Source organism: uncultured Litoreibacter sp. (assembly GCF_947487515.1).
GTDB lineage: Bacteria > Pseudomonadota > Alphaproteobacteria > Rhodobacterales > Rhodobacteraceae > Litoreibacter.
In genome coordinates this window covers 150,785-171,781 of sequence record NZ_CANKWO010000001.1, presented here as the reverse complement: position 1 = coordinate 171,781, position 20,997 = coordinate 150,785, and the positions used below count along the sequence as shown (strand labels likewise).

Annotated in this window: 23 protein-coding genes and 1 pseudogene; 9 read left to right on the top strand and 15 right to left on the bottom strand. The window is 55.0% G+C overall.

Annotated features, from left to right (window positions below):
* Positions 1-81 precede the first annotated feature (81 nt).
* Positions 82-1,167 (bottom strand): TRAP transporter substrate-binding protein, encoded by a 1,086-nt coding sequence (locus Q0746_RS00865; protein ID WP_298256270.1) that lies wholly within the window; start codon positions 1,165-1,167, stop codon positions 82-84.
* Between the two features lie 222 nt (positions 1,168-1,389).
* On the opposite strand from Q0746_RS00865, the gene Q0746_RS00860 reads away from it, so the two are divergent.
* The 4 genes and pseudogenes from Q0746_RS00860 (at position 1,390) to Q0746_RS00845 (ending at position 5,378) form a co-directional block, all read left to right on the top strand.
* A complete protein-coding gene (locus Q0746_RS00860) occupies positions 1,390-2,835 on the top strand; it encodes a cache domain-containing protein (protein WP_298258003.1) in 1,446 nt (481 codons plus the stop codon).
* Positions 2,832-3,476, top strand: a complete 645-nt coding sequence (locus Q0746_RS00855; RefSeq protein ID WP_298256268.1) for a response regulator transcription factor — start codon at positions 2,832-2,834, stop codon at positions 3,474-3,476. The genes Q0746_RS00860 and Q0746_RS00855 overlap by 4 nt, the downstream gene beginning before the upstream one ends.
* Before the next feature lie 73 nt (positions 3,477-3,549).
* Entirely contained in the window at positions 3,550-3,918 is a 369-nt protein-coding gene (locus tag Q0746_RS00850; RefSeq protein WP_298256266.1) for a hypothetical protein, read from the top strand.
* Between the two features lie 73 nt (positions 3,919-3,991).
* Positions 3,992-5,378: pseudogene (locus tag Q0746_RS00845) on the top strand (PepSY domain-containing protein).
* Between the two features lie 69 nt (positions 5,379-5,447).
* Here Q0746_RS00845 and Q0746_RS00840 read toward each other — a convergent pair.
* From Q0746_RS00840 to Q0746_RS00825, 4 genes are read right to left on the bottom strand one after another with little or no spacing between them, the layout of a single operon-like run.
* On the bottom strand, positions 5,448-5,966 hold the full coding sequence (locus tag Q0746_RS00840) for a redoxin domain-containing protein (RefSeq protein WP_298256264.1): 519 nt from the start codon (positions 5,964-5,966) through the stop codon (positions 5,448-5,450).
* Positions 5,967-6,016: 50 nt separating this feature from the next.
* Entirely contained in the window at positions 6,017-6,388 is a 372-nt protein-coding gene (locus Q0746_RS00835) for a Lin0512 family protein (protein WP_298256262.1), read from the bottom strand.
* Complete coding sequence (locus tag Q0746_RS00830; RefSeq protein ID WP_298256259.1) at positions 6,385-6,732, bottom strand: Lin0512 family protein; 348 nt, start codon at positions 6,730-6,732, stop codon at positions 6,385-6,387. Before Q0746_RS00830 ends, Q0746_RS00835 begins: the two co-directional genes overlap by 4 nt.
* A gap of 9 nt (positions 6,733-6,741) precedes the next feature.
* Positions 6,742-7,215: a VOC family protein gene (locus Q0746_RS00825; protein WP_298256257.1), complete on the bottom strand. Its 474-nt coding sequence runs from the start codon at positions 7,213-7,215 to the stop codon at positions 6,742-6,744.
* Positions 7,216-7,430: 215 nt separating this feature from the next.
* Between Q0746_RS00825 and Q0746_RS00820 the strand changes: the two genes are divergently transcribed.
* The 3 genes from Q0746_RS00820 to ilvN are packed head-to-tail and all read left to right on the top strand — an operon-like array spanning position 7,431 to position 10,126.
* On the top strand, positions 7,431-9,191 hold the full coding sequence (locus tag Q0746_RS00820; RefSeq protein ID WP_298256255.1) for an acetolactate synthase 3 large subunit: 1,761 nt from the start codon (positions 7,431-7,433) through the stop codon (positions 9,189-9,191).
* Between the two features lie 3 nt (positions 9,192-9,194).
* Positions 9,195-9,542: a hypothetical protein gene (locus tag Q0746_RS00815; RefSeq protein ID WP_298256253.1), complete on the top strand. Its 348-nt coding sequence runs from the start codon at positions 9,195-9,197 to the stop codon at positions 9,540-9,542.
* Positions 9,543-9,562: 20 nt separating this feature from the next.
* Positions 9,563-10,126, top strand: a complete 564-nt coding sequence (ilvN, locus tag Q0746_RS00810) for an acetolactate synthase small subunit (protein WP_298256251.1) — start codon at positions 9,563-9,565, stop codon at positions 10,124-10,126.
* A gap of 112 nt (positions 10,127-10,238) precedes the next feature.
* Here the strand turns inward: ilvN and Q0746_RS00805 are convergent, their stop codons facing one another.
* Entirely contained in the window at positions 10,239-10,478 is a 240-nt protein-coding gene (locus Q0746_RS00805; RefSeq protein WP_298256249.1) for an EF-hand domain-containing protein, read from the bottom strand.
* 349 nt (positions 10,479-10,827) lie between these two features.
* Here Q0746_RS00805 and Q0746_RS00800 point away from each other — a divergent pair, with 349 nt between their 5' ends.
* The gene (locus Q0746_RS00800; RefSeq protein WP_298256247.1) at positions 10,828-11,982 is read left to right on the top strand and encodes an aromatic ring-hydroxylating dioxygenase subunit alpha; all 1,155 of its coding nucleotides are present in this window, start codon (positions 10,828-10,830) and stop codon (positions 11,980-11,982) included.
* Positions 11,979-12,185, top strand: coding sequence for a hypothetical protein (locus Q0746_RS00795; protein ID WP_298256245.1), 207 nt, complete (start codon positions 11,979-11,981; stop codon positions 12,183-12,185). The genes Q0746_RS00800 and Q0746_RS00795 overlap by 4 nt, the downstream gene beginning before the upstream one ends.
* A 49-nt stretch (positions 12,186-12,234) precedes the next feature.
* Here Q0746_RS00795 and Q0746_RS00790 read toward each other — a convergent pair whose 3' ends face one another.
* Genes Q0746_RS00790 through Q0746_RS00750 form a run of 9 tightly spaced genes read right to left on the bottom strand, consistent with a single transcriptional unit; the run spans position 12,235 to position 20,850 of the window.
* Entirely contained in the window at positions 12,235-13,188 is a 954-nt protein-coding gene (locus tag Q0746_RS00790) for an aminotransferase class IV (RefSeq protein ID WP_298256243.1), read from the bottom strand.
* A gap of 17 nt (positions 13,189-13,205) precedes the next feature.
* Positions 13,206-13,961, bottom strand: a complete 756-nt coding sequence (locus tag Q0746_RS00785; protein ID WP_298256241.1) for an amino acid ABC transporter ATP-binding protein — start codon at positions 13,959-13,961, stop codon at positions 13,206-13,208.
* An 11-nt stretch (positions 13,962-13,972) separates the two neighbouring features.
* The gene (locus Q0746_RS00780; protein WP_298256239.1) at positions 13,973-14,911 is read right to left on the bottom strand and encodes a saccharopine dehydrogenase NADP-binding domain-containing protein; all 939 of its coding nucleotides are present in this window, start codon (positions 14,909-14,911) and stop codon (positions 13,973-13,975) included.
* Positions 14,908-15,645, bottom strand: a complete 738-nt coding sequence (locus Q0746_RS00775; protein WP_298256237.1) for an amino acid ABC transporter ATP-binding protein — start codon at positions 15,643-15,645, stop codon at positions 14,908-14,910. The genes Q0746_RS00780 and Q0746_RS00775 overlap by 4 nt, the downstream gene beginning before the upstream one ends.
* Entirely contained in the window at positions 15,638-16,717 is a 1,080-nt protein-coding gene (locus Q0746_RS00770; protein ID WP_298256235.1) for an amino acid ABC transporter permease, read from the bottom strand. Before Q0746_RS00770 ends, Q0746_RS00775 begins: the two co-directional genes overlap by 8 nt.
* A gap of 1 nt (position 16,718) precedes the next feature.
* Positions 16,719-17,852 carry an ABC transporter permease subunit gene (locus Q0746_RS00765; RefSeq protein WP_298256233.1) on the bottom strand — a complete coding sequence of 378 codons (1,134 nt, stop codon included), beginning with the start codon at positions 17,850-17,852 and terminating at the stop codon, positions 16,719-16,721.
* Positions 17,853-17,906: 54 nt separating this feature from the next.
* Entirely contained in the window at positions 17,907-18,941 is a 1,035-nt protein-coding gene (locus Q0746_RS00760) for a transporter substrate-binding domain-containing protein (protein ID WP_298256231.1), read from the bottom strand.
* 59 nt (positions 18,942-19,000) lie between these two features.
* A complete protein-coding gene (locus tag Q0746_RS00755; protein ID WP_298256229.1) occupies positions 19,001-20,125 on the bottom strand; it encodes an enolase C-terminal domain-like protein in 1,125 nt (374 codons plus the stop codon).
* Positions 20,122-20,850, bottom strand: coding sequence for a GntR family transcriptional regulator (locus Q0746_RS00750; RefSeq protein ID WP_298256227.1), 729 nt, complete (start codon positions 20,848-20,850; stop codon positions 20,122-20,124). The genes Q0746_RS00755 and Q0746_RS00750 overlap by 4 nt, the downstream gene beginning before the upstream one ends.
* Between the last annotated feature and the right edge of the window lie 147 nt (positions 20,851-20,997).

Sequence of the window (20,997 nt, the reverse complement as noted above, 5' to 3'; positions counted from 1 at the left end):
AGATTGGGTGTTTCGCCACCATTCAATGTCGAAGGTGGCGAAACTGTATTTAAATCAGCACCCTACAGGGTGAAGCTGATGTTACCCGTTCACGCGATCGCGCTGACCACGGTAGGTGCTTTCGGATTTTTGGATCCAAGCAGAAGACGCTTTCATCGATGCGGTATAGTCATCGAAGATCTTCTTATACAGCTCGTCGCCCATGTTTTCAGCGTGAACTTCATTCGACGCTTTACCGAAGGCATCCCAAACGCTGTCTGGGAATTCCAGCGTTTTCACACCAGCAGATTGCAGACGTTGCAACGCAGAACCGTTGTTGTTCAGGTATTGTGCAAGGTTCCACTGGTGGGTTTCAGCAGACGCCACTTCGATGATCTTCTGATGCGCAGGAGACAGCGAGTCGAAGACCTCGCGGTTTGTCGCAATCGACAAGCCCGCACCTGGCTCGTGGAAGCCGGACGTGTAGTAAGTCTTTGTGATCTCTTGGAAACCAGCTTTCTCATCCGCCCATGGGCCGATCCACTCGGTGCCGTCAATCGCGCCGGATGCCAAGGCTTGGTACACTTCGGAACCTGGCAAGTTCTGCACGGATGCGCCGAGTTTACCAAGGGCTTTGCCGCCCAGACCTGGCATACGGAACTTCAGACCGTTGAAGTCTTCTGGACCGTTGATTTCTTTACGGAACCAACCGCCAGCTTGTGCGCCAGTGTTACCTGCGAGGAAGGATTTCAGGCCGAAGATTTCGCCCAACTCGTCGTGCATTGCTGCGCCATTGCCATGGTAGTACCAGTTTGCCAGCTCTTGCGCGGTCATACCGAATGGGACCGATGTGAAGAAGGCATACCCAGGGTGCTGGCCTACAAAGTAATAGTCTGCGCCGTGGTACATGTCAGCTTGACCGGAGGTCACAGCGTCGAACACTTCGAATGCACCAACCAATTCGCCAGCAGCTTTGATGTCTACGGTCAGGCTGCCGTCGGACATTGCTGTGATGTTGTCTGCTGCGTGCTGAGCCGCATCAAACACGCCCGCAAGGCCGCGGCCCCAAGTTGTTACCATCGTCAGGGTGCGTTTGCCCTGCGCGTAAGCTGGTGCTGCGAGCGTTGTTGTGGCTGCAGCGGCGGTGCCGCCAAGTGCGGATGTTTTCAAAAAAGAACGACGATCCATTTGTGTCTCCTCCCAAAGGTATCATCAAGGCGGAGTTCTCCCCGCGACTCGATAGATCGTTTCAAGTGTGGGGACTTTACGCATGGAAATTGAGAACCAAAATACCCACCGCTGGGTAGATTGGTGAAAAACTTTAACCAAATCGGGCCGCGACGTCGCATTGACGCCCCAAAAATGCTGACGCATCCTATGGTCGCCGCCGCAGGGAGGAGCGGTAAACTCATGTCGAACCGCTGGCAAAACATCTGGTCGCGTATCGCGTTGACCTATCGCCAAAAGATTTTCTTGCTCACGGCCCTGCCCCTTGTGCTGGCCGTGGCGGCGATATCGATCGTGGTGACGATCCAGTCCAGGCAGCTGGCCGAAGGTGAAATCCGCGCCTTGAAGTTCCAGCTTATCGAGGCCAAACGCGCCGAGCTGAAAAACTACCTCTCGCTTGCCCGCACCGCCATTGGCTCGATCTATGGCAATGCCGCCCCCGATGACGAAGAGGCCAAACTGGCAGTGACCCAAATTCTAAGCGCCATGATCTATGGCCAAGAAGGGTTCTTCTTTGTGTATGACTATGACGGGAACAACTTGGTGTCGCCTCGCCAGACCTTTTTGATCGGCAAGAATTGGAAAGGCCTTCAGGACGTCAACGGTGTTCCGGTTGTGGATACGATCATCGACACTGCGCGCTCGGGCGGCGGCTATCACACCTATGATTGGGCAAAGCCCACCACCAATGCAAATGCGCGCATGGTGACCTATGTGGTCGGCTTGCAAGATTGGAAATGGGCGCTTGGCACGGGGATTTTCATCGATGATGTTCTCAGCACCGTTGCGGCCGCCGAGGCGGAAACCCAAGCGCGCATACACAAGACCTTTGTCTACATCGTGTTGATTGCCATCCTTGCATTGACCGCGGTCTTTGTTGCGGGCGTCTTGCTGAACTTGCACGAACGGCGCTTGGCCGATGTCAAACTGCGCGCATTGACCGAGCGCATTATCGATACCCAAGAAGAAGAACGCGGGCGTGTGGCCCGTGAATTGCACGACAGTGTCAGCCAGTTGCTCATTGGCATCCGCTACACGTTGGAGCTTGCGCGCAAACGTGTTGTCGGAGGGGATACCATGGCGTCCGACAGTTTGGATAAGGGGATTGCGGGGCTCAATGATACGATTCACGAGGTGCGCCGCATCTCGGCAGATCTAAGACCGGGCATTTTGGATGATTTGGGACTGGGAGCCGCCCTCAAGTCGCTTATCGACGAGTTTTCCCGCCGCACGAAGATCGAAACAGAATTCAAGACAATTGTGTTCCGAAACCTGCTGGATGAGGATGCCAAGATCGCGCTGTACCGCATCGCGCAAGAGGCCCTCACCAACACCGAGCGCCACGCAAAGGCCACGCATGTCTCCATCGATGTCTTCAGCCACCGCAATGGCGCAACAATGAGAGTTCAAGACAATGGTGTGGGCCTGTCCGACCAAAAATCCAACGAAGCCATTGGTGGGCTTGGGCTGCGCAATATGCAAGAACGGCTGGATCAACTCAATGGGACGCTGAAAATCACGTCCAACGCCAGTGGAACCATCATTGAGGCATCTGTGCCGCTCAACCACCTGCTGTCCATTAAGGGCAATTCCACCACCGAAGGCCGTAACTTGAGGAAATCCGCATGAATGATGTAGTAAAAGTGGTCGTTGTCGATGACCACCCGATGGTCGCCGACGGTATTTGCGCCATTCTCAGCAGCTATGACGACATCGAGGTGTTGGACAAGCTGTGCAACGGTCAGCAGATCGTAGACCGCGTGGCCGAGTTGTCCCCTGATGTGATCTTGTTGGATCTAAACATGCCCACATTGGGCGGGCTCTCCGCGACCGAGATACTGTTGGAGCAGAACCCCGATATCCGCATCTTGATCCTCTCCATGCATGATGCACCGGAATATGTCTCGACCGCGATGGCGCATGGTGCGCGGGGGTATTTGCTAAAGGATGTCCCGACAGAAAAGATATATGACGCTATTCAAGCTGTCATGCGCGGCGAGACATTCTTGTGCAACGGGGCCTCCGCGTCGCTTAATCCCAAAAGCCGTGACGGGCGCGAATCCCTGACCGCCCGCGAGCAAACGATCTTGCTGCAACTGGCGCAAGGAAAGTCCAACAAAGAGGTCGCGATGGAGCTGGAGATTTCGGTCCATACCGTTGAAACCCATCGCAAAAACGTCAAACGAAAGCTGGGTATTAGCTCCACTGCTGGGCTGACACGCTATGCGATGGAGCATGGGGTCTTGCAGGGAACGGGCGTCGAATTCTAGCTGAACTGGTTTCCGTCGACCGGCGCAATCTGTCCTCTCGCCCTGCGTGGTGTTTTCGCCTATCGATCGGCTTATGCGATTCCAATTGTCCATATTTGGCCGACTGCTGACGACGCTTGCGCTGATCATTGCCTTCGCGAGCTCCGGCTTTACGCATAACAATGGCCAAAGCCCACAGTCACCGGAGCTTGCGCTTTATCTGGCCAATGGGGGTGTTCTGAGTGACATTTGCGGGGCGAATGGTGATCCAAACCAACCCCATCTCGTCAAATGCGAGACCTGCCGGCTAAACGCTTCCATGATTGATGTGGGCCATTCTTCATGTTTGCCCGAAGTCGTCACTGGTCAAACGCGCAAACTGTCGTTTGTCGCCAAATTGCTCAGAAACTCCACCTCGCTTGATCCGAACCGCCTGTCACGCGCGCCCCCTCTCCAAGCCTGATCTCCCTCTTTCGAAATCAACCTCTATCTCCCCCCTAAATTATAGGCGGGGCACATCGGCTTGGAGCCATCAGATGACAATTCAAGACAGCAACACGCCGCCTGCGGGCAGCGTCAATAAACTCTATTTCGCCGCGTGGCGGTGGCATTTCTACACTGGATTATTCGTGATCCCCTTTTTGGCCATTTTGGCGATCACCGGCATGTTGATGCTATGGATCGCGTGGATTGACGGGCGCGACGGAGAGCGCACCGAAGTCACCCTCCAAGAGAGTTTGACACCCGTATCAATGCAGGCTGACGCCGCAGTGGCCGCCATAGCTGATGGCACATTGAAGCAATAGTCGCCCCCAGAACGCCCGATGTCGCCGCCTTGTTTCGTGTTGATCACGACGGCGAAGCCACAATGGTCGCGGTGGACCCCTACACAGCAACCGTGATCGAAACCTACCCGCGCCGCACCGGCTGGTACGACTTTGCAGATGCTATCCATAGCGACCTGATGCTCGGGGTGACCGGTGACCGGATGATCGAAGTCGCGGCGTCTTTGTCTTTGGTTCTTGTCGCCACGGGATTGTATATGTGGTGGCCTCGCCAATCCGGCTGGCGCATGGCGTTGATCCCGCGTTTCGGCCAAGGTCGGGCGATGTGGAAATCGCTTCACGGGGTTGTCGGCATTTGGTTGTCCTTCTTTCTGGTGCTGTTCTTGATCTCTGGTCTTGCGTGGGCCGGCGTTTGGGGCGGCAAGTTTGTGCAAGCTTGGAGCCAGTTTCCCGCGCAAAAGTGGTCTGACGTTCCCTTGTCCAAAGACATACATGCCAGCATGAACCATGACCAGCGCGAGGTGCCATGGGCGTTGGAGCAAACACCGATGCCTGCCTCGGGCAGCGATGCGGGGTCCACTGGTGTGACGACGGGAGTGGTGACAATGGACACAATCGATGCCCTTGCGCGATCCATTGGTTTTGACGGGCGATATCAGCTCAATGTCCCGAAAGGCGAGTCGGGTGTCTGGACGCTCAGCCGCGACTCCATGAATACCGATAGCACTGATCCGATGTCCGACCGCACGGTTCACGTCGATCAGTATAGCGGCAAAATACTCGCGGATGTGCGCTATGCGGATTACTCGCTGGCGGGCAAGGCAATGGCGGTTGGCATTGCATTGCATATGGGAACCTTGGGGCTATGGAGCGTGCTGGCAACACCATCGTCTGCCTTTCGGTCTTGTTCCTTTGCGTCAGCTCGCTGGTGCTTTGGTGGAAGCGTCGCCCGTCGCGCGCAGGCCGCCTGTCGGCCCCGCCACTGCCGAAAGAACTTCCGTTGTGGCAAGGCGCGGTTGTGGTTGGGCTGGCCGTTTCAATGGCGTTTCCATTGGCTGGACTGGCGCTTCTGGCAGTGCTGAGCTTGGATGTATTGATCTTGTCGCGCTTGCCAAAAATTCGGCGCGTCCTGACCTAGGCTGAAATGAATTGCGCACCGCCCAAACGTCGGGCGGTGCGCATCTGGTGGATCAGCTGGGGGGGCGTTCTAAACAGTGCCTCGCGGGGGGCGGTCGTTCTCTTTGGTGAAGATCATACCGTCCAGCAGAACCGGAAGATCCGGTCGCGCAGCTGGCCCGTTTGAAATTGCAACCAGCAGCAAGCTGCCATCGGGGCGAAGAACGAATGTCCCCGGCTCCGCAAACCGGCTATATGTCTCGGCTGCCGACAGGGGCTCCGAGACATATAGCCCAAGGGAGGCCATCTGGTCTTCGGTCAGGCCGTAGCCCAAATCGAACCCCCAGCCAAATTCTGCGGCATCTGCGGAGGCTTTCTCAAGCGGATCGGCGGAAACCACTGCAATCTCAAAGCCCGCATCGTCCCATTGGTCGCGCATGCCCTCTAATATGTTGAGATAGGTCTTGCACTTGGGGCAATGTTTGCCGCGGTAGACAACTAGCAGCGTCCAGCGTTCGCTTGGCCCGCCAACTGTCAGATCACCGCCTCCAAGTTTAGGAAAGGTCAAGGGTTCAAGAATGTGTCCGGCTTCGGGTTTTGGGGTGGGCATGGTGACCTCTTTGTTGGCTATTCAATTTCTAAATCACATCAAGCCGAGCCTTAGCTTGACGTTGATAACGTCCACTTCGAGGCGTCTATTGGCACGAAAGCCTCAATTGCAGCCGTGGCGATCACATGGGTTTGGTCGTTGTCGCTGTCATGAACATCCAGTCCTCCCAACACTCCGGTGACCTGCGCCCTGCCCCGCGGCAATTCTGCAGTGAGCGCTTCGATGTCCAAAAGCTCGGGCTTTTGTACGGCGATCGTGACCTGAACGCGCATGTCTTCATGTGGAATGTTGAGCGATTTGAACATCACGATTGAGGAGTGATGCAAAGCATCCTGTATCGCCCGCTTGGCGGCTTTGGTGTAATCCTGACCATAGAGGTCATTGCCCGTCCCCATTTCCAAAATAATGCGGTGCTCCATCATGCGGCCTCCATATCGAAGCTGACCACAATCGCCGCATTGACCACCACCGTCACCCCAGAGCCATCAGGCTTGGGTATATCAAGGCCGCCATGGGTGACTGTAATGGAAGGTTGGCCATATGGGAAAATCTCCAAAAGAGCATCAGTATCAACTGCGTCCGGCATCTGTGCGCCGATCTCCACATCAATAATCATGTCGGATTTCTCGAACCCGAAAGCCTCGGCCAGACTTACGGAATTATGCCAAAGCGCATCGCGAATGGCGCGCGACGCGGCTTCGGTATAGTCGCGCCTGCGCAGCGATGTCCCCATGCCGAACTCGTGAATCATGCGTGTTTTTGCCATGGTTCTCTCTTAGTTGTAATCTGGGTAAGGATGGGCCATGCCAAACATCAAAAGGCAAGCCCCTTCGTCAATCACGTGAAACTCGCGTTGATTATACGTCTGGTTAAACGGCGCGCGCATCCGTCCCTCTGGCAGATCGGCGAGCCTTGGCTCAAGCTCCGCCCACAGCGCATCCACGTCGTCGACGTCAATATAAACCATCTGCTGGCGCCTCTCGTCGTGTAGGTTCGCTTGTTTCGTCAGCAGTCGGACAGCCACGTTATCACGCCGAAGAAACGCATATCCAAACCCGTCTTGCGCCACAAATCCGGTAGTGAATCCCAGCCGGTTTTCAAAGAACGCGATCTCTTCCTTCAGGTCGGCACACATAACGAAGGGTGTGATTTGGGGCATTTCGGCCATTTCAGCCCTCCAATTTTGCTTCATGTCGTCATTTTGCGGTTTGGCGCAACATAAATACAAGATAAATACGTCCAGAGACATAAAATTCACCCGATTGCCTGTTGACCCCCCTGAATCGACTGGTAATGTCACCAAATACTCACGAAGGAGCAGCGGCATGGCCGATGTAGTCGTCATTCTAGTCAAACGGTGCATGGGTCGATAGCGACACTCCATAATAGGAACCATGCGCCCCCGCCAAGATCGGGGGCTTTTTTGTGAGCAGATGTAAAGACGGATTAGTTAAGGACAGCACGATGGCAAACAAGCAAATGACCGGCGCGGAGATGGTGGTTCAAGCCCTGATTGATCAAGGCGTGGACACAGTATTCGGATACCCCGGTGGCGCTGTTCTACCGATTTACGACGAGATTTTTCAGCAATCCAAGATCAACCACATCCTTGTGCGCCACGAGCAAGGCGCCACACATGCCGCCGAAGGCTACGCACGCTCCACCGGCAAGCCCGGTGTTGTTCTTGTGACCTCCGGCCCCGGGGCCACGAATGCCGTAACGGGTATGACGGATGCCCTTTTGGACAGCATCCCGATGATCGTTTTGACCGGTCAGGTTCCGACATTCATGATCGGCAATGACGCCTTCCAAGAGGCGGATACAGTTGGCATCACGCGCCCCTGTTCCAAGCACAACTGGCTGGTAAAGGATACCGACCAGCTGTCTGACGTGATCCATCAGGCGTTCCACGTGGCCACCAGTGGCCGCCCGGGTCCGGTGTTGATCGATATTCCAAAGGATGTGCAATTCGCCAAAGGGACCTACACCCCGAAGAAGGAAGCCCACACCAAGCATTATTCCCCTAAGGTAAAGGGCGACATTGAGCGCATCACCGAATTGGCCGAGCTGATGGAAAAGGCCGAGCGCCCGATCCTGTATACCGGCGGCGGGGTGATCAACTCAGGTGACAGTGCAACGGCTTTGCTGCGTGAGCTGGCCAAAGAAACCGGATTTCCGGTAACCTCGACGCTGATGGGATTGGGTGCCTACCCTGCGTCCGGCCCGCAATGGCTGGGTATGTTGGGCATGCACGGGCTATATGAAGCCAATATGGCGATGCATGATTGCGACCTGATGATCAACATCGGGGCACGCTTTGATGACCGGATCACTGGTCGCGTTGACGCGTTTTCACCCCACTCGAAGAAGGCGCATATCGATATTGACCCCTCGTCGATCAATAAGATCATCCATGTGGATGTGCCGATTGTCGGGGATGTCGCCCATGTGTTGGAAGACCTGTTGCGCATCTGGAAATCCCGTGGTCGCAAGACAGATAAAGAAGGCTTGGCCAAATGGTCGAAGAAGATTGAAGAATGGCGCGCAAAGCGTTGCCTTTCTTACAAAAACTCTGAAACCATCATCAAGCCGCAATATGCGTTGCAGCGGTTGGAAGCCCTGACCAAAGATCGCAAAGACCGTTTCATCACCACCGAGGTCGGGCAGCACCAAATGTGGGCCGCTCAGTATTTGGGTTTTGAGGAGCCGAACCACTGGATGACCTCTGGCGGCTTGGGCACGATGGGCTACGGTCTGCCTGCCTCTGTGGGTGTGCAAGTGGCTCATCCCGATGCTTTGGTGATCAACGTGGCTGGTGAGGCCTCTTGGTTGATGAATATGCAAGAAATGGGCACCGCACGTCAGTATAACCTGCCGATCAAGCAGTTCATCTTGAACAACGAGCGCTTGGGCATGGTCCGCCAGTGGCAGCAACTGCTCCATGGCAACCGCTACAGCCATTCATGGTCCGAAGCCCTGCCCGACTTCGTTGTTTTGGCGCAGGCGTTCGGAGCAAAAGGCATCAAATGCACAGACCCGTCCGATCTGGATGACGCGATCATGGAGATGATCAAGTTTGACGGCCCCGTGGTCTTTGATTGCGGCGTTGAGAAGCACGAAAACTGCTACCCGATGATCCCCTCAGGCGCCCCGCATAATGAGATGTTGATGGGCGAGGACACCGGCGAAGACGCCATTGGGTCCTCTGGTGCGGTCATGGTGTAACCCATGTGGGAGTGGGTCACCTCACTTTTCGCGGCCAGTTTGCCCCCTGCTATGGTGCCGGACTTCGATCTGAACAAGGACGTCTGGCAACAAGAATTGCGTTTCACACAGGCCGCTGAGGTTTGTGTGGAACCTTTGGACGAAAGTTACACCGTGACAGCCACAAATGCCGATGGGCACGCATTGGTTCTTCATTTCGCCCAAGAAACCCGAATTGAAGGTGCACCGGTGACGATCAAGCCGTCCCGCACCTGCCTCACCAAACAGGCGCAAGACCCGACGCGCCTTACATTGCTAACATCCGCAGGGTATCCGGCCAGCTCCGGCACTCCTGTGATCGACATACGATAGAAGTAGAAAGAGAGACCGCCATGTCCCCGCTGAAGATCAAAAAAGGCACATCGAAGCACTCTGCCTATGACCTCAAAGACCCGAACGGCGATTACATCGAGCGCCATACACTGGCCTGTGTTGTCGACAATGAGGCCGGTGTTCTGGCGCGCGTTATTGGGCTGTTCTCGGGACGCGGGTACAACATTGAAAGCTTGACCGTGGCGGAGGTTGATCATGAAGGCCACCGCTCTCGCATAACGGTGGTAACGACGGGCACCCCCGCTGTCATCGCGCAGATCAAGTCGCAGTTGGAGCGGATGGTTCCTGTTTACCGCGTCCATGACCTGACCGAGGAAGGCGCCAGCGTGGAGCGCGAATTGGCCTTGTTCAAAGTTGCAGGTACCGGAAATGACCGTATCGAAGCCCTGCGACTTGCTGAAATTTTCCGTGCAAATGTCGTGGACAGCACTTTGGAAAGCTTTGTGTTTGAGATGACCGGACATTCCGAAAAGATCGACGCCTTCGCCGATCTGATGCGCCCACTTGGTTTGATCGAGCAAGCCCGCACAGGCGTTGCGGCCTTGTCGCGCGGCAAAGAATAACCCACCAGAAACGCGCGCCCCTGTGCATCAAGGCAGATCGACATGTCACAGGGGCGCGCTTCATCTACCGCGTGGGTTGGGATTTTGCGGCGGATGAATGTTTGCGGCGTGCTTAGGCCTCGGGGATTAGGCCGCCTTCTGTAGCTGCGGTGAATTCTTCCGCGTCAACAACACCGTCACCGTTGGTGTCTACTGCGCTGAAGCCTTCTTCGGTCAAGGTTGGATAGACCGCTAGCATCTCGGTGAAGGACACAACACCATCGCCGTCGCTGTCCAGATCCGCCACCGCTGCGGATGCCAGTGTTCCGGTTACGGTCGCAGCAGTTGCCAGTGCAATAAGAGCAGTTTTCATTGAAGTCTCTCCATTTGGTCGTTTCAAAATTTGACTTCATTTATTGAAGCCAAGGTCGCCTATTTGCGGACCTTGAGCCTGTGATGAACGACCGGCTTACCGGATGCAGCATGTTGTTGAGGAACGCTCACTTCGGGCTAAACACTGCCGGTTGCTGAATAAATCACCAGCACGCCTCCGCCGAAAAAGCCCCTGATATTGGGAATGGCAAGATCCCTCCTATCGTTATTGGCGCATTCGGCACCATTCCGCGGCTTCGTCGCGGTAAGGCATTCTGTGTCGCGGTGATACAAGTGGCGAGGCCCCGAATGTGGAACCCTGTTGGAAATTCTAACCGATGGAGGACCACATGTTTTCAGACCTGAACGTCGTTACAGCACCGATTGAGCAAGCCAAAGGCCTTCCAAATGCGCATTACACGGATGAGGCGCGCTTTGCGGAAGAAAACAAAGCCGTTCTGTTTGGCACATGGGCAGGATTGGCAGTCAGCGCGGATGTTCCAGAAAATGGCGATGCCAAACCAGTTGAGTTTCTGGGCCTGCCTTTGCTGCTGATCCGTGGCACGGACGGCATCCTGCGGGTCTTTCAAAACACCTGCCGTCACCGCGGGATGATTTTGGTCGACGCCCCTCGCAAGATCGAAGGCGCGATCCGCTGCCCCTATCATTCTTGGTGTTACTCCACCAAAGGCAAACTGGTGGCCACGCCTCATGTCGGGGGGCCGGGAATGAACCATCACGCCGCATTGGAAAACACCACCATGGGGTTGATCGAGGTGCCCTCCTACATCTGGCGCGATGTGGTCTTTGTGAACATTCTTGGCAATGCCGCCCCCTTTGAGCAGGTTCACGCAGAGCTGATGGCCCGTTGGTCCGAATTCGACCAACCCATGTACCACGGAGGGGCTGACAGCTGCTTTCAGCTATCGGCAAAGACCAACTATAAACTGGCCGTGGAAAACTACTGCGAAAGCTACCACCTTCCTTGGGTGCATCCAGGGTTGAACAGCTACTCGCGGCTGGAAGACCACTACAACATTATCGAGCCAGACAAATATTCTGGTCAAGGCACCTTGGTGTATCGCCAGTTTGAGGGCGCTGATGGAGCACGATTTCCGGATTTTCAGGGCCTCAGCGACAAGTGGGACGAAGGTGCGGAATATATTGCGGTCTATCCAAATGTCCTGCTGGCAGCCCAGCGAGACCATGCTTATGCCATCATCCTCGAGCCCAAATCGATCAATGAAACGCTGGAGCACGTCCATATCTACTACGCGGCAGAGACGGTTGATGATGCCATGCGCGCAAAGAACACTGCGCTGTGGAAAGAGGTGTTTGAGGAAGACATCTTTGTGGTTGAGGGCATGCAACGCGGGCGCTACGGGCCGGGCTTTGACGGGGGGCGCTTTAGCCCAGCGATGGACGGCCCGACGCATTGCTTCCATGCGTGGGTGGCACAACGGATTCTAGATCACTTTGGATCGCAGGTGGCGGCGGCGGAATGAGCCTCGATGCAGAGCTGCTTGCGGCCCATGCGGCGGGGGACATCTCGGCGTTGATCGGGTTGTACACTCTGGCCTCTGAGGAAGCGGAGACGGAGGTCGCCAAAGGGTTCTACCTGACACATGCCTACGTCTTTGCCTTGGAAGCCGGAGACCCCAGAGCCCAGCGGTTGGCGCAAGAACTACATGCGCAAGGCAGGCTTTGACTGATTTGGCCTGCCCCCCTCAAAAGTCAGGCGCCCCCGCGGCGTAGATTTACGCCCCTGCTGCCTTTTGCGCAGCTACGTTTTCAGCGACCAGCTTTTTGTAAAGTGCGCGAATTTTCAGCGTCACCGGCCCTGCCCCAACCTTGGCGCCGATGGGCTTGCCATCGATCTCTGCCACAGGCGTTTGCGCGCCGAAGGTTCCGGTCAAAAACGCCTCATCCGCGCCATAGGCTTCATAGAGGGAATAGTTCTTTTCTTTGACGGGAATACCGTTTGCTAGACACAGATCGATGACCTTTTGGCGGGTTACTCCGTTCATGCAATAGTCCCCCGTCGAGGTCCAAACCTCGCCGCGACGCACGATGAAGAAATTGCACGCATTCGTGGTATTCACAAAACCATGCGGGTCCAACATCAGCGCCTCATCCGCGCCGGCTTGTTCGGCCTGAAGGCACCCGATCACGCAGTTCAACTTGGAGTGGCTGTTGTACTTGGCGTCTTGGCTCATCGGCAGACCGCGCACCTGCGGAACAGACGCCAAGCGAATGCCGCTGTTCAGCAGCGTTTCGGCAGGCTTTGAGTGTTCGATTATCGCCACCACGGTTGGGCCAAATTTGCTAAGACCTGGATGTTGGAAAGGCTTGGTTTTGCGGCCGCGGGTGATCATCAACCGGCAATGCGCATCTGACGTCATGTCATTCGCGGCGGCGGTGCGGTTCAGCAGATCTTTGATATCGTCAGGCGTCATGTCCAATTGGATCGACACCGATTTCAGGGAGTTAAACAAGCGGTCCATATGTTCATCAAAGAACGCCCACTGCCCGTTATAAAGCCGCATCCCTTCCCACATGCCATCGCCCAGCATAAAGCCGCTGTCATACACCGATACAACCGCTTCGGCCTTGGGCACGATTTGCCCATTCACGTAGATTTTGATCGCGTCATTGCGCGCGTCTTCTTCGGCGTCATGTGTCGAATGGCTCGGGGCTTGGTCTTCAGTCATGCGGTTCTCACGTTCAGCTAGTGCCCGATGACTTGCTCAAGGAATGTCTTGGCGCGGTCATGCTGGGGGGTGTCAAAAAAGATGTCGGGTTTTGCCTCTTCGAGGATTTCCCCGTCAGCCATAAAGATGACGCGGTCTGCGACTTCTCGGGCGAAGCCCATTTCATGGGTCACGCAAAGCATTGTGATCCCTTCCTCGGCAAGGCTCACCATCACGTCAAGAACTTCTGCGATCATCTCGGGATCAAGGGCCGATGTCGGCTCGTCAAACAACAGGATTTCTGGATCCATGCAAAGCGCACGGGCGATGGCAACACGTTGCTGCTGACCGCCCGACAGCTCGCCCGGATATTTTTGGGCTTGGTCCAGAATGCGCACTTTTTCCAGATGCTTAAGCGCGGTCGCCTCGGCCTCGGCACGTGGAATGTCGCGCACGATCATTGGGGCAAGTACGCAGTTTTCCAAGATCGACATATGGGGAAACAGGTTAAAATGCTGAAAGACCATCCCCGCTTCGCGCCGGATCGCTTCGATGTTTTCCAGATCGTCGTCAAGTTCTGTGCCCAGCACGTTGACGGAGCCAACCTGAAACTCTTCGAGTGCATTGATACAGCGGATGAGCGTGGATTTACCCGAGCCTGACGGCCCGCAGATCACCAAACGTTCGCCTTTGGCGACATTAAGGTTGATATCTTTGAGCGCGTGAAATGTGCCGTAGAACTTGTGCATTCCAGCAATCTTCACGGCGAGTTCTTGTTGAGAATTTTCGGACATAATTGCTTCCTTCAGATCGCGTTGAGGATGGCGTCGGCTGTCATGACATCAAGATGCGCGCCGCCCCCGTTCTTGAAGACGGTAATTTCATGATCAGAGGTTCGTCCGGCATGACCCGCTGCAAAGTCGTAAAAGTCCGCGAGAACATCTGCTTCCGAGATGACACCCGCTGCAATCGGGATCATCAATTCGCCGATGTGGTGAAGAGTTGTCTCGCGGCTGTCCACAAATATGCGCCCCTTCTGGAGCAATTCATCATCGGCCTCGCGCATCTCGGCGCGAAAGGCACCAATCAGATCAACATGTGTTCCGGGCTGCACCCACTCCCCGTTCAAAACAGGCGTGCTGGACATGGTCGCAGTGACAATGATGTCAGCCTGCGCCGCCGCTTCGGGCAGATCCTTGACCGCCTTCACGTTCACCTGATCCGTTTCAAAAGACTGCGCCAGCGCCTCGGCTTTGGTGAAGGTGCGGTTCCAAATAAATACCTGCCGCAAGGACGGAAACAGCTGTGAATAGGCCGAGATCACATTGCCCGCCACAGCACCTGCGCCAAGCACCAGTAACGTCTCACTGTCTGGGCGCGCCAAATACCGTGCGCCAAGTGCGCTATCGGCAGCAGTTTTCAAATCGGTGACCAGAGCGCTATCGATCACGGCGCGAAGGCTGCCGTTGGCGTGATCAAACAACAGCATGGCCCCTTGGACCGACGGCAAGCCCTGCGCGGGGTTCTCGGCAAAAATCGTCACACTTTTCACGCCGTAGCCAAGGCCCTCGATCCACGCTGATCGGCTGAGCAGCGAGCTGCCATGCGGGCCCATGAACACATCCTCGACCTGCGCTTTGGGCAAATGGTGCCCTGCCTTCAGCGCCTCGGTCAAATTCAACCAATTTACAGGCGCGCCAAAATCTGCACGTGAGATAAAGCGGGGTTGGTCGAGCTTGGTCATTTCTTCACCACATCCATGAACTGACGCGTGATCGCGCTTTGGGGGTTGTTGAACATTTGGTCCGGCGTGCCCTGTTCTACGATTTCACCATCGGCCATTAGCAAAACGGAATCTGCAACGGCTTGGGCAAACCCCATTTCATGGGTCACGCAAACAATGGTCATGTTTTCTTTGGCCAACTCTTGCATGACATCCAGAACTTCGGAAATCATTTCGGGATCAAGCGCCGAGGTTGGCTCGTCAAACAGCATCACTTCTGGCTTCAGGCAAAGTGCGCGCGCCAAAGCCACGCGTTGCTTTTGCCCACCCGACAATTGATCGGGGTATTTTTCAGCATGAATATCGACATGCATCTTTTTCAGCTGATCCATCGCCTCAACTGTGGCGGCTGCCCTGTCGCGCCCCACTGACCGGATTTGAGGAAGCGTGCAGTTCTCCAGAATTGTCATATGCGGGAACAGATTGAAGTTCTGAAACACCATGCCGACCCTTTTGCGCACCGCATCAAGGTTTCTGGTATCGTCAGAGATGTCCAAGCCCAGCACTTCAAGCTGGCCCGACGCGATGCTCTCCAAGCCGTTCATCGTCCGGATCAGGGTGGATTTTCCGGACCCAGAAGGCCCGCAAATCACCAGAGTTTGACCTGTTGGAACCTCTAGGTTGATCCCCTTCAAGGCATGATATGCGCCATAGTATTTATCAACGGATTTAACCGAAATTGCTGTCTCACGCATGACCAACCCTCATTCTGTTTTCCAACCATGCGCCATAGCGCGACAGGCCAAAGACAAAGACGAAATACACCAAGGCCAAGAAGACATAGACCTCGACAAATTGCTCGGTCCATTCCCCGCCCCCAATAGCGGCGTTGCCCGATGCCATAACCTCAAAGAACCCGATGATTGTGACGATCGACGTTTCTTTGAAGGTGATCACTGCCTGATTGATGGTTGATGGCAGCGTGTTGCGAAAGGCTTGCGGCAGGAGGATGTCCACAACCAACGACCAATAGGGCATGCCCAAGGCAGCTGCGGCCTCATTTTGCCCCTGCGAGGTTGACTGCAAACCGGCGCGAATGATCTCGGCTTGGTAGACTGCAAAGAACACCGCAAAGGCCACGACAACGCGCCCCAGTTTATTGCCCTCAAGCCAGTCTGGCACGAGCAACGGCACAACGACCGCCGCTGCAAACAGAATGGTCAAAAGCGGCAGCGAGCGCACCAAATCGATGAACAACCCAGTTCCCTTTGCGATCACAGGCAGGCTAGAACGCCGCGCCAATGCAAAGACAACCGCAAGGGGCATGCCGAGGACGAACACCGCAGAGAAGATGAAGATCGTGAGTGACAATCCCCCCCACTGTTCTGAGGTTACCAATGGCAAGCCCGCAAACCCGCCACGCATCAGCAATACAAACGCACCAAAACCGATCACCCAAAGGGTTGGCAGCTTTTTGATCGACCACAAAGACGGCAAGCACGACAGGCCAATGGTCAGGATAACGATCAGGCAGGCCAATGTTGAACGCCACTGTTCTTCGTATGGGTAGAGGCCAAACAAGATCAGACGGCCACGGTCTTGGATCACCGCCCAGCAGGCGCCAGCGCCATGGCCGCAATGCTCTTTGTTATCGACAGTCCAAATGGCATCGAAAATCGCCCAATTGGAAAGCTTGACACACATCCATATCAGCAAAGCGCCAAAAAGAACGGTGATCACCGAGTTGAGCCAAGTGGAGAAGAAGTGTTTCTTCAACCAGTAACCAAAACCCCGTTTTGGGACCGGCGGGACAACTGAAGTCGTCATACTAGCTTCTCCCTTTGAGTTTTAAGCGCGTATTCAACAAGTTCATTGCAAACCCGATGGAGTAGTTCACGACAATGAAGCCCCCCATCAACAGCGCCAAAAGTTCCATTGTTTGGCCGGACTGGTTGATCGACGTAGACACGATAGCAAAATAGTCTGGATACCCGATGGCGATGCCAACGGTCGTCCCCTTCATCAGCCAAATGTACTGGTTGGAAAGCGACGGCAGCATTGCTCGGAAGGCCAGCGGAATTCGAATGTAGCGGTTGATCTGGAAAGGAGACATCCCAAGCGCCGATCCGGCTTCCAACTTTCCTTTATCGACAGAGATAAGCCCGCCTCGGATGATTTCTCCAATGTAGGATGCACCAAACAAAGTCAGCCCAATCAATAGCGCGGAGAACTCGGGCTTCAGGGACACGCCCCCTACAAACCGCAGGCCCTTGAGTTCTGGTACAGACCACAAAGGCACATCTGCCTCTCGTCCGGTCAGCAGCAAAACCCCAAACAGCGCGACAGCGGCCAATATCGCAAGCGGCAGGCGCAATCCCGATTTCTTGGGTTTAAATGACTTCAGACCAAATCCGATGGCCACGCAGCCGATCAAGAATATCGCGACATCCAAACCGGACAGGCTTGGGGCGGGCAACATCAAACCGCGGTTGGAAAAGAAGGCCATGTCGGCAAGGGAATATGCCTGACGTGGCCCCGGAAAATGCGTGAGGATCGCATACCAGAAAAAGACTTGCAGAATAACGGGCACATTGCGGAACACCTCAACGTAGGTGGTGCCAACCAGTTTCATCAAGCTGTTGCTCGAGATGCGCATCAACGCCAGCAACAAGCCAAGAACCGTTGCAAAGATAAGGGTCATGAACCCCACCAGCATCGTATTCAGCAGACCCGCAAAAAGCACCTGCGTGTAGGTGGACCTAGGTCCGACATCAGTGAGGGAAAAGCTAACGGGCCAACCTGTGGTTTGGTTTAGAAACCCAAAACCAGTTGCTATGCCTTGATCGGCAATATTGGTGCGCCCAACGATGATCGTTGCGAGGATAAACATTGCCACAACTGCAACGAATAGAACCTGCACTGCAGTTCTTCTGAATTTCTGTGACGTAAAGAGCTTGGTCATGATGCCCCCTTGTTTGGACAAAAGGGCGCGCAGAATGCGCGCCCTATCGGGGATTTAGTCAAGAACCAGCGGATATAGCAGGCCGCCATTGTTCCATAGGTTGTTCAAGCCACGTGGCAGCTTGTAGCGGGAACCGTCACCGATCGTACGGTCGTAGATTTGACCATAGTTTCCGACGGTTTTGATCACGTTGTAGGCCCAGTCATCTTGCAGACCAAGGCGTGTGCCCACACCAGGTGTTACACCCAGCAGACGCTCAACCGTTGCGGATGGTGGGTTGGCTTTGATTTCATCAACGTTTTCAGAAGTGATCCCGTTCTCTTCTGCTAGCAACAGGGCTGTGACCATCCAGTTGATGACATCAAGGAAGTCATCTTCGCCCTGACGCACAACAATGCCTTCTGGCTCAAGCTTGATCACATCGCCGATAATGGTGAAATCATCTGGGTTTGGCGCGTTGACGCGGGTGGAGGACAGAAACGGGCCAAAGCCTGCAATCGCGTCACACCGTCCAGCGTAAAGTGCCGCGCGCAGCTCTTCGCCTTTCTCGAACGCCAGTGGCTGATACTCGATGCCGTTGGTTTCCATGTAGTCTGCCAGAACGCGCTCGACCGTTGTGCCCGCGTTGACGCAGAATACGCCCCCATCGAGATCAGAGATGCTTTGCGCCCCCAGATCAGACCGGGACATCACATAGAATGGGCCGATGAAATATGGGCGCGAGTATTGCAAGCCCAGCTCGGTATCGCGGGTCATTGTCCAACCGGTCACCTTGATGATGACATCAATATCGCCGGACTGGATCGCGGGGAAACGCTGTGCCCAGCTGATTGGAATGATCTGTGCTTTGTCAGGGCTGCCCAAGATGGCGGTTGCCAATGCGCGACACATTTCGATGTCAAAGCCCTGCCATTCGCCCTGCGCGTCAACTTCGGCAAAGCCAAGATAGCTGCCGTTGTGGCCCGTGCAAAGCAGGCTGTCGCGTGCTTTGATCTCGCCCAACACACCTTCATCTTGTGCCTGAGCAGAGGTCGCAGTGGCAAATGCCAGCGATGCAACCGTTGCAAGTTTCATTAGTTTAGTAAGCATGTAACTCTCCGTTGGTACTTTGAATTTAGGGATGGCCTTGTTGGCTCTTGGACAAATTGTCATTGGGTGGATTCGAAATGCATCGTCACCTGATCCTTGGGCAAGAAGCACCCAAGCCCTGAAACTTTCGGGAGAGAAAACTGACCAGGCGTATCAGGGGACGATACAAAGTTGAGCTGCTCGAAAAACACTTGGTGAACGTAGTGACGTTCAACATGCGCAATGCTTGTGCTCGCCGCGGCCAAGTGACAGGCCGCGACCAGCGCGATTGAGGTTGACGAAACTTCAAGCGTTAAGCGGGTTTCGCTCGTTGCGATGAGGCGCTGAAGCTCCAGAACACGGGAAATTCCACCGGCAGCAACCGGTGCGGTTTGAAGAAACGGAACCCGCACGTCCTCTACCAGTTTTTGGTGTAGTTCATCACGGTATTCAGCCTCGGTGGCCATAACCGGCACACCATGTTTCACCAGCCTTGCCATGCCCGCGTAGTCATGTGCCGCAACAGGCGACTGGAATGCCTCGATGCGATCACGTGGCAACGCATCAAAGAGCTGCAAAGCTTGGTCAGCAGAGTATTTGTAAACCCCATCGACAATCAGCTTGTAAGGCTCCGGCAGCGCCGCCAGCGCAGCCATCACCCGTTGCACGTCATCCTCGATAGAAAGTGCGCCAACCTTCATCTTCAAAATCTGAAAGCCTGCATCCGCCATAGACAGCATTTCGGCCTGTAGATCCTGCAAGGTTTTCTGCTGCCCATAGAGGCCGCCACTCCCATACAGCTGGAACTTTCCAGCAGCACTCGGGTCAATGGCTTGCCAAAGGGGAACGTCAGAGCTTTGCGCTTTCAGGTCCCAGACCGCGATATCTATGCCCGACAATGCAGACATCAATATGCCATGCCGCGCTGTCAAAGTGGCGCGGACAATTTGGCGCTGTGCCACATCAAATGCGTCTTCAACCGGAATGCCAATGAAGTGAGGGATAACCTCTGTGCGCAAGAAGGCCATCAGCGCGTCGGGGGCAGTGTCAAAGCACCAACACTCCCCCAAGCCCACCTGCCCTTTGCTATCAACGATCTCGACAAAGACCGCATATTTTTGGGTCCAGCGGATCGCAGGATTCCAGATTTTTCCACCCAGATCATTGCAATGAGACAAAACACGTATTTGGCGGATCGTGGTCACGCGCGCGCCCCTGCGCCAAGGAAATCTGTCGTTTCGAACTGAAAGTCATCGTCAGTTCTATATTGCAACGCCTTCAGGAACCGGTCGTGGAACTGAACCGTGTGGTCATGCGCAAGGCGGTCCGCCAAAGCAACGTCTTGCGCTTCGATGGCATCGACAAAGTCGTCGTGTTGATCGTCCAAGACATCCCAACGCCCCTGTGCATCCAAAAAGTTAATGTGGATGTGCAGCAACCGACGCGCTTCTGACAAAAGCTCGCCATATTGGCGCACGACATAGGGGTTCTTCCCCGCCAGAGCGACGGCGTTGTGGAACTCGAAGTTGGCCTGAAGCGTTTCAAACGCCTTTGCAGAATGAACGGCGTCGCGATATTGGTCCGACAACTTGCGCAGGTTGATCAAGTCCTCAGCGCTGCGATTGCGCGCTGCAAGGCGGGTTGCATAGCGCTGCTGCAAATCCAGCGCCTCAATGAAATTTGAGAAATTCATCAGATCAACTGGGGCTACGATGGTCGTACGGTTTGGCAAAGCTTCCACCAAACGTTCCGCCAATAGCCGATTTAGAACTTCGCGAATGGGGGAGCGAGAAACGTTGAAACGCTTGGAAAGCCCCGTTTCATCCAGTGGCGTACCTGGCTCCAACGCGAGCGTTAGAATCTCACGACGCAGCTCATTGCAAATCTCAGTCGCAGCCGAGCCACGTTGATAAGACTTGGTTTCAGTCATGTGTTTTCCACCCCCAAGGTAAAAGCAAACACGCATTAGACTCATTGCATACAGTTTGCATACAACATGACGAGACAAAGAGTATCTGTCCACCCGTTTTCAATGCATCTATATTATAGATAAATTACAGCGGTTTAGGCCTTCTCC

Coding starts and splice junctions, on each gene's coding strand:
- Q0746_RS00865 (WP_298256270.1), bottom strand. CDS start 1,167: ATGGATCGTCGTTCTTTTTTGAAAACATCCGCACTTGGCGGCACCGCC.
- Q0746_RS00860 (WP_298258003.1), top strand. CDS start 1,390: ATGTCGAACCGCTGGCAAAACATCTGGTCGCGTATCGCGTTGACCTAT.
- Q0746_RS00855 (WP_298256268.1), top strand. CDS start 2,832: ATGAATGATGTAGTAAAAGTGGTCGTTGTCGATGACCACCCGATGGTC.
- Q0746_RS00850 (WP_298256266.1), top strand. CDS start 3,550: ATGCGATTCCAATTGTCCATATTTGGCCGACTGCTGACGACGCTTGCG.
- Q0746_RS00840 (WP_298256264.1), bottom strand. CDS start 5,966: ATGCCCACCCCAAAACCCGAAGCCGGACACATTCTTGAACCCTTGACC.
- Q0746_RS00835 (WP_298256262.1), bottom strand. CDS start 6,388: ATGATGGAGCACCGCATTATTTTGGAAATGGGGACGGGCAATGACCTC.
- Q0746_RS00830 (WP_298256259.1), bottom strand. CDS start 6,732: ATGGCAAAAACACGCATGATTCACGAGTTCGGCATGGGGACATCGCTG.
- Q0746_RS00825 (WP_298256257.1), bottom strand. CDS start 7,215: ATGTCTCTGGACGTATTTATCTTGTATTTATGTTGCGCCAAACCGCAA.
- Q0746_RS00820 (WP_298256255.1), top strand. CDS start 7,431: ATGGCAAACAAGCAAATGACCGGCGCGGAGATGGTGGTTCAAGCCCTG.
- Q0746_RS00815 (WP_298256253.1), top strand. CDS start 9,195: ATGTGGGAGTGGGTCACCTCACTTTTCGCGGCCAGTTTGCCCCCTGCT.
- ilvN (WP_298256251.1), top strand. CDS start 9,563: ATGTCCCCGCTGAAGATCAAAAAAGGCACATCGAAGCACTCTGCCTAT.
- Q0746_RS00805 (WP_298256249.1), bottom strand. CDS start 10,478: ATGAAAACTGCTCTTATTGCACTGGCAACTGCTGCGACCGTAACCGGA.
- Q0746_RS00800 (WP_298256247.1), top strand. CDS start 10,828: ATGTTTTCAGACCTGAACGTCGTTACAGCACCGATTGAGCAAGCCAAA.
- Q0746_RS00795 (WP_298256245.1), top strand. CDS start 11,979: ATGAGCCTCGATGCAGAGCTGCTTGCGGCCCATGCGGCGGGGGACATC.
- Q0746_RS00790 (WP_298256243.1), bottom strand. CDS start 13,188: ATGACTGAAGACCAAGCCCCGAGCCATTCGACACATGACGCCGAAGAA.
- Q0746_RS00785 (WP_298256241.1), bottom strand. CDS start 13,961: ATGTCCGAAAATTCTCAACAAGAACTCGCCGTGAAGATTGCTGGAATG.
- Q0746_RS00780 (WP_298256239.1), bottom strand. CDS start 14,911: ATGACCAAGCTCGACCAACCCCGCTTTATCTCACGTGCAGATTTTGGC.
- Q0746_RS00775 (WP_298256237.1), bottom strand. CDS start 15,645: ATGCGTGAGACAGCAATTTCGGTTAAATCCGTTGATAAATACTATGGC.
- Q0746_RS00770 (WP_298256235.1), bottom strand. CDS start 16,717: ATGACGACTTCAGTTGTCCCGCCGGTCCCAAAACGGGGTTTTGGTTAC.
- Q0746_RS00765 (WP_298256233.1), bottom strand. CDS start 17,852: ATGACCAAGCTCTTTACGTCACAGAAATTCAGAAGAACTGCAGTGCAG.
- Q0746_RS00760 (WP_298256231.1), bottom strand. CDS start 18,941: ATGCTTACTAAACTAATGAAACTTGCAACGGTTGCATCGCTGGCATTT.
- Q0746_RS00750 (WP_298256227.1), bottom strand. CDS start 20,850: ATGACTGAAACCAAGTCTTATCAACGTGGCTCGGCTGCGACTGAGATT.